This is a genomic window from Streptomyces sp. NPDC002817 (genome assembly GCF_053592055.1).
In genome coordinates, this window is record NZ_JBSFUY010000003.1 from 624,675 (window position 1) to 631,465 (window position 6,791).

Genomic DNA, 6,791 nt, shown 5'->3' on the forward strand with positions numbered 1-6,791 from the left:
AAGATGAAGCACTCCGGTAGGCGCCGCCGTCTCGCCGAAAGTGATAGTGGAGGATGTCCGCATGCCCGGAACCACCCGTACCTCCGAAGCCTCCGCAATCGTCGCGCCGCCGAAGGAGAACGCTCTCGTCCAGGTACGCGGCCAGAACTGGGTGGTGTCCGGAGTCGAAGCCGCCCCGGCCGGCGATGTCACCGTGGTGCATCTACAGTCCGTTGCCGATGGCCGCTACGGCGACACCCTCTCCGTGATATGGGAGGTCGAGCCGGGGCGCCGCGTCCTCCCCGCCGGCTCCCTTCCCGACGCCTCCACCGGAGCCTTCGACCCGCCGGAGCAGCTCGCGGCCTTCCTCGACGCCGTCCGCTGGTCCGCCGTCGCTTCCGCTGACGTGAAGACGCTCCAGGCCCCCTTCCGGTCAGGGGTGGCCATCGAGCCGTACCAGCTGGAACCGGTCGCTCGTGCCGTCGGCGCCCCCCGCGTCAATCTGCTGCTCGCCGACGATGTCGGTCTCGGCAAGACCGTGGAGGCCGGACTGGTCGCCGAGGAGCTGCGGCTGCGCGGCCGGGCCCACCGCGTCATGGTTGTCTGCCCGGCGGGGCTCACCCTCAAGTGGCGCGACGAGATGGCCGACAAGTTCGGCCTCGACTTCACCGTGGTCGACTCGGAATGCTGCGCCGAACTGCGCCGCACGCACAGCAGCGCTGCCAACCCGTTCCGAGTGTTCCCGTTGACCATCGTCAGCCTCCCCTGGCTGCGCACGCCCAAGGCGCAGAGGCTTATCGACGAGGTGCTACCCCCGGGAGGCTCGACGGAGCTCCCGGGCCGCCCCGGGCGTCGTACCTTCGATCTGCTGATCCTGGACGAGGCACACCATGTCGCCCCGAGCGCGCCCAAGCAGATCTACGCCGTCGATTCCCAGCAGACCAAGCTGATCCGGCGCCTCGCCCCGCACTTCGAGCACCGGCTGTTCCTCTCCGCCACCCCGCACAACGGCTACCAGGAGTCGTACACGGCTCTGCTGGAACTGATCGACAACCAGCGCTTCTTCCGCGGCGGCGAGCCGGACAAGGCCGCCCTCGACGACACCGTCGTACGACGTTTGAAGACCTCCGTGACCGACGAGGAGGGCAACCCCCGCTTCCACGTCCGCGAGTCGAAGGCGCTGCCCGTCGAGTACCCCGACACCGAGCGCGAGATCCACGCCCTCCTCACCCGCTACGCCGAATTGCGCAAGAAGCGGGTCACGCCCGATCGGCGGGGCGGCCGGAAGGCCGTCGACCTGGTCACCCTGCTGCTGAAGAAGCGGCTGTTCTCCTCCCCCGCCGCCTTCGCGCACACCGTCGGCGTCCACCTCGAATCGGTACGAGCCAAGGCGAAGTCAGGCGGGAACAAGGAGGTTCCGGCCCCGGTCGAGACCCCGCTGTGGATCACGCAGTACGAGGACTACGCGGCCGAGCTCGACGACGAGGAGCTGGCCGAGGCCGAGCACGACGCGATCACCCGTGCCGCCACGGTCACCCCGGGATCTTCCGAGGAAGAGGCCGAGCTGCTGGAGCGGATGGCCCGCTGGGGCCACGCCCACCAGGCGTCCCCTGACGCCAAGGCCAAGGAGCTCGTCAAGACCCTCAAGGCCATCTGCCTCACCGACGGGAGGTGGGGGAACGAGCGGGTCGTCGTGTTCACCGAGTACCGCGACACCCAGGACTGGCTGCTGAACCTGCTTCAGCAGGAGGGCCTGGCCCAGGAGGGCCGCGTCCTCACTCTCCACGGCGGGAAGAACGCTGAAGAGCGCGAGCAGATCCGGCTCGCATTCCAGGAGCAGCCCACCAGTCCTGAGGGCACGGTACGTATCCTCATCGCCACTGATGCCGCAAGCGAAGGAATCGACCTCCAAGATCATTGTCGACATTTGATCAACTACGACATCCCGTTCAACCCCAACAAGCTCGAACAGCGTATCGGCCGCATCGACCGGTACGGCCAGCGATACAACCCGCAGATCATGCACTTCGTCGGCGCGGCCTGGGACAAGGCCAGGACGGATGTGTACGAGGCCGACCTGGAATTCCTGGCCCGTATCGCGCGGAAGGTCGCGCAGATGGAGGAGGACCTCGGCGAGGTCAACGCCGTGCTCGCCGAGAAGGTCCAGCTGCGGATGACGGGTCAGCTCAACGACTTCGACATCGAGCACGCCCGCGCGAAGAAGATCAAGGGCCGTCCCACGGGCGGCAAGGTGGACGCCGAACAGAACGTCACCGAGCAGGTGCGGCGGCTCAGCGCCCAGCTGAAGCAGACGACTGTAGAACTCGGCATCACCCCGGACCGGGTCGCTCGCGTAGTCAACACCGCGCTGAACCTGGCCCGCCAGCAGCCCCTCGTGCCGTGCCTCGACGAGAACGCGCCGTCCGAGGACGACTTCCGGCAGGGCTTGTACACCGTGCCGCCGCTTACCGGCTCCTGGGAGCGCGCCACGCGCGGCCTGCCCGACAAACTCCGCCCCGACGTCCTGCGCCCGGTCACCTTCGACGCGCAGGCAGCCTCGGGACGCCCCGACATCGTGCTGGCCCATCTGAACCATCCGCTGGTAGCCATGTCGACGCGGCTCCTGCGCGCGGCCGTGTGGAACGCGGACAACGTCGACTTGCGCCGGATCACGGCCGTCGTCAGCGATGACCCGGCTCTGGAGACCACGTTCGTTGGCGCGTACGCCCGCTTCGTGCTGGTCGGCACGGACGGTCAGCGCCTCCACGAGGAGATCTTGCACGCGGGCGGCTGGCTCGGCGACAACGGCTGGCAGCGTCGACTGCGCGGCGTGGAGGCGGTCGCATCGATCCTGGACCGTGCGCTCACCGAGGGCCGCCCCGCGAAGGAGCGCCTGCTCCACCGCCTCCAGCAGAGCTGGCCGAAGACATACGAGGGCCTCACCCAGTCCGTCGACGCACGCGGCAAGGAACGCAAGGCGTCCCTGATGGACCGGCTGGCTGAGCGCCAGGCCGACGAGGAGCAGCGCATCAACGCCACCCTCGACCGTCTCCAGCGCACTCTGCGGAACCGGCTCGGCGAGACCTCCTCCGCCACGGCGGCCTCCCCGACAGGCGGGATGGACACGCTCTTCGGCCTGGACGAGCTGAAGGATCCCGACGAACGCCGCCAGCTGGCCGACGACCGCAAACGCTGGCGGACCCGGCTCGATGGCGTGGAGGACGAACGCGAGCGCGAACTCGCCGCGATCGCCGCCCGCTACCGCGAGCCGCAGGACCATCTCTTCCCTGTCGCCGTCGTCTTCGTCATCCCCGCCAAGGAGGCATACTGATGAGCTCCGCGCCGCGCTCCGGAAGCCGCCGCCCCTCCGCCGCCGCGATCCGTGCCGCGAAGGCGTCCGACGGCAAGCAGCAGCACCTGGACTGGCTGAACCTCGTCGAGGTGTCAGGCCCGTTCCTCACCCTGCCGGTCCTGCTGCGCACCTGGCCACAGCTGGAAGGCGTGCCCAGCGGGCGCCGCGCCGACATCCGCCTCCACCACGGCATCTGGCAGGACGACCGCAAGGGCGCCGGCCGCCTCGACTGGATCGGCTTCCAGCTGCGCACCCTGCTGGAATGGGACGACGCCCTGCATCTGCGGGAGGGCGCCGGACAGTTCGGTGACAGCGGCGAGAGCCTGGCCGAGAACGACAAGCTGCTGGACCGGTTCGCCGTGAGCCCACCCGGGGCCGACACCACCGTCCGCCCCGACTTCGCCCTCGTCCGCCCCGGAACCAACCCCACCGCCGAACCGGATACTGCTGGCACCGCCCAGCACGTGCCGATCCTCGGCCTGGTCCTCCCGCCCGACACCGTGCCGACCCGCCGTATCAGGGACGACTCCTGGGCGGCGAGCGGAGTCGACCGGCTCGCCCACGTCCTGCGCCACCATGGCGTCGAGCTGGGCCTGGTCACCGACGGCCGTTGGTGGTCCCTGGTCTGGGCACCGCCCGGCGGCGTCACGACGAGCGCCACTTTCGACACCATCGCCTGGAACGAGGCGGCCGACCTGGTGGCGGTCCGCGCCTGGGTGTCCCTCCTCCGCCGCGGCCGGTTCTTCGGACGGCCGGCGGACGAACTGCTCCCTGCGCTGCTGCGCGAGAGCCTGGACGGTCAGGAAGACGTCACCGAGGCGCTTGGCATCCAGGTCCGTCAGGCCGTCGAACTCCTGGTGGACTCCATCGGCCGCGCCGAGGCCCGGATGGTCAAACGCGGCGGCAAGGGATTGTCTGGCGTACCGGCGAGCGAGGTCTACCGGGGCGCCGTCGCGGTCATGATGCGCGTCGTCTTCCTCCTCTTCGCCGAGGAACGGGGCCTGCTGCCCGCTGACAACGAGCTTTACGCGGAGGCGTACTCGGCCGGGCGGCTGTACGAGACGCTGGACAAACGCCGCCGCGCGGACGGCGAGGACTCCCTGGACCACACCACCGCCGCCTGGCATCGGCTGATCGCCCTCTTCCACGCCGTCCACGGCGGAGTGGACCACCCGCTGCTCACATTGCCCGCGTACGACGGCTCGATCTTCGACCCGAAGCGCTTCCCCTGGCTGGAGGCGGTGCCGGAGGGCGCAGACGCCACGGACGACGACGCCACGCGGGCCGCAGACGGCCACACCTCCCTCCTCCCGATCGATGACCGCACCGTCCTGCACGTCCTCGACTCGGTGCAGTTCGTCGTCGTCAACAGGGAGCGGCGCCGGCTGACCTTCCGCGCCCTCGACGTCGAGCAGATCGGCTACGTCTACGAGGGCCTCCTCTCATACGACGGCAAGCGCGCCCAGGACACCGTGCTTGGTCTCATCGGCAAGCCCGGCCTGGAGCACGAGGTGAGCCTGACCGAACTGGAGGAACTGGCCGCCCCGTTCGGAGTGGGCGCACGCGCCGTATTCGGCCAGAAGCCCAACCTCCCTGGCCTGTCGAAGAAGCTGTACGAGCACTTGAAGGACCCCAGGCCGCCGGCCGCGGCGTCGAAGATGGAGAAGCTGCTCGCCCCTGGCGACGACCAGGTGCGAGGCAAGGCCGCCCACCGCCTGCTCGCGGTCACCGAGAACGACCGCGACCTGGCCGAGCGCATCCTCCCCTTCCACGGCCTCCTCCGCGACGACCTTCGCGGTCTGCCGGTGGTGATCCCGGAGGACGGCTTGTACGTCACGGAGTCCCGCCTCCGCAAGAACACCGGCACCCACTACACGCCGCGTGTCCTGGCCCAACAGGTCGCCGTGGGAGCACTGGAGCCACTCGTCTACCGTCCGGGCCCGCTCCAGACGGCGGACGACAAGCAGTGGAAGCTCATCGGCGCGGACGACATCCTGAAGCTCAAGGTCGCCGACATTGCGATGGGTTCGGCCGCCTTCCTGGTCGCCGCCTGCCGCTACCTCGCGGACCGTCTGGTCGACGCCTGGGTCGAGGCAGAGGACGAGGAGGCCCTGGCCTTCCGCGGCAGCTACCGCGACCAGACGGGCGCAATGACTGCCGCGGACGCAGAGAGCGACCCGGTGATGGTCCGCGCCCGGCGCCTGATCATCGAGCACTGCCTGTACGGGGTGGACATCAACCCCATGGCGGTGGAGATGGCCAAGCTGTCCCTGTGGCTGATCTCCATGGACCCGGAACGGCCGTTCACGTTCCTGGATGACCGGTTGGTGGCGGGGGACTCGTTGCTGGGGATCGCCAATCTGGAGCAGATCGAAAGCGTGCATCTCGATCCGGCGGCGGGGCGCAAACTCCACCGGGGAACCTTCGAAGAGGGGTGGACCGAGCGGGCGCGCGCTCGTGTCCACGGCGCGGCAGGCAACCGGCAGGCCATCGCAGGCATCCACAGCGACTCCATCGCCGACCTCAATGAGAAGCGACGCCTGCTCGCGGCCACCAACGAGCACCTGCAACGCCTGCGACTTATCGGCGATCTGACGACGGGAGCGGGCCTCGCCTCTGCGGGCGGCGGTGACTCATTGCAGACCGCTACCTACATCCAGGCTGCGGAACTGGCCGGCATGGTCGCCTCCGAGTCGGTCCGCGACTCCGACCCGGTGATTCACGATGCGCGAAGGCGCGCCCTGAACTGGTTGAGCAAGGACCTGCCCGCGGACGGCTTCGTCCGTCTGCCCGTGCACTGGCCACTCGTGTTTCCCGAGGTCTTCGAGGCCGAGCAGGGCGGCTTCGACGCGATCATCGGCAACCCGCCTTTCCTCGGCGGCCAGAAGCTGACGGGGACTCTGGGTCAGGCATACCGCGAGTACCTCGTGCTCGGGCTGGGGCGTGGGCAGCGGGGTAGCGCGGACCTCGTCGCGTACTTCGAGCTCCGCGCCCACCAACTACTCAGCGAGCGCGGACAGACGGGCTTGATCGCTACCAATACCCTTGCCCAGGGCGATACTCGGGAGGTCGGACTTGATCAGCTACTCGACGACGGCATCGAGGTACGCCGAGCGGTGAAGAGCGCGCGCTGGCCTTCGAGGTCTGCTGCGCTGGAGTACTGCGCTGTGTGGACTACCAGGCCGAGCCTGGGCGCTGAGGCAACTCGTGTGCTGGACGACGTCGTGGTCCGGGGTATCACCTCGTCGCTTGATCCACGGTCACGGGTTTCGGGGCGGCCGTACCGTCTGGTAGCGGGGTGGGGGTCTGACGTGCCTGATGACGAGGCAGTTGCGAGGCCACCGGCGTTCATCGGGTCTTATGTGCTGGGTAAGGGCTTCATCCTCACCCCCGAACAGGCCCACGACCTCATCCAGCGCAACCCCCGCAACAAGGACGTCCTCTTCCCCTACCTCAACGG

Annotated in this window: 2 protein-coding genes; both read left to right on the plus strand. The window is 68.9% G+C overall.

The window, feature by feature from the left end:
- The first annotated feature begins 61 nt into the window (after positions 1-61).
- Positions 62-3,310, plus strand: coding sequence for a DISARM system SNF2-like helicase DrmD (gene drmD / locus ACWD3I_RS08965; RefSeq protein ID WP_365402563.1), 3,249 nt, complete (start codon positions 62-64; stop codon positions 3,308-3,310).
- Positions 3,310-6,791: Eco57I restriction-modification methylase domain-containing protein (locus ACWD3I_RS08970; protein ID WP_365402566.1), on the plus strand; the 3,482-nt coding region annotated here is incomplete at its 3' end. The genes drmD and ACWD3I_RS08970, both read left to right, overlap by 1 nt.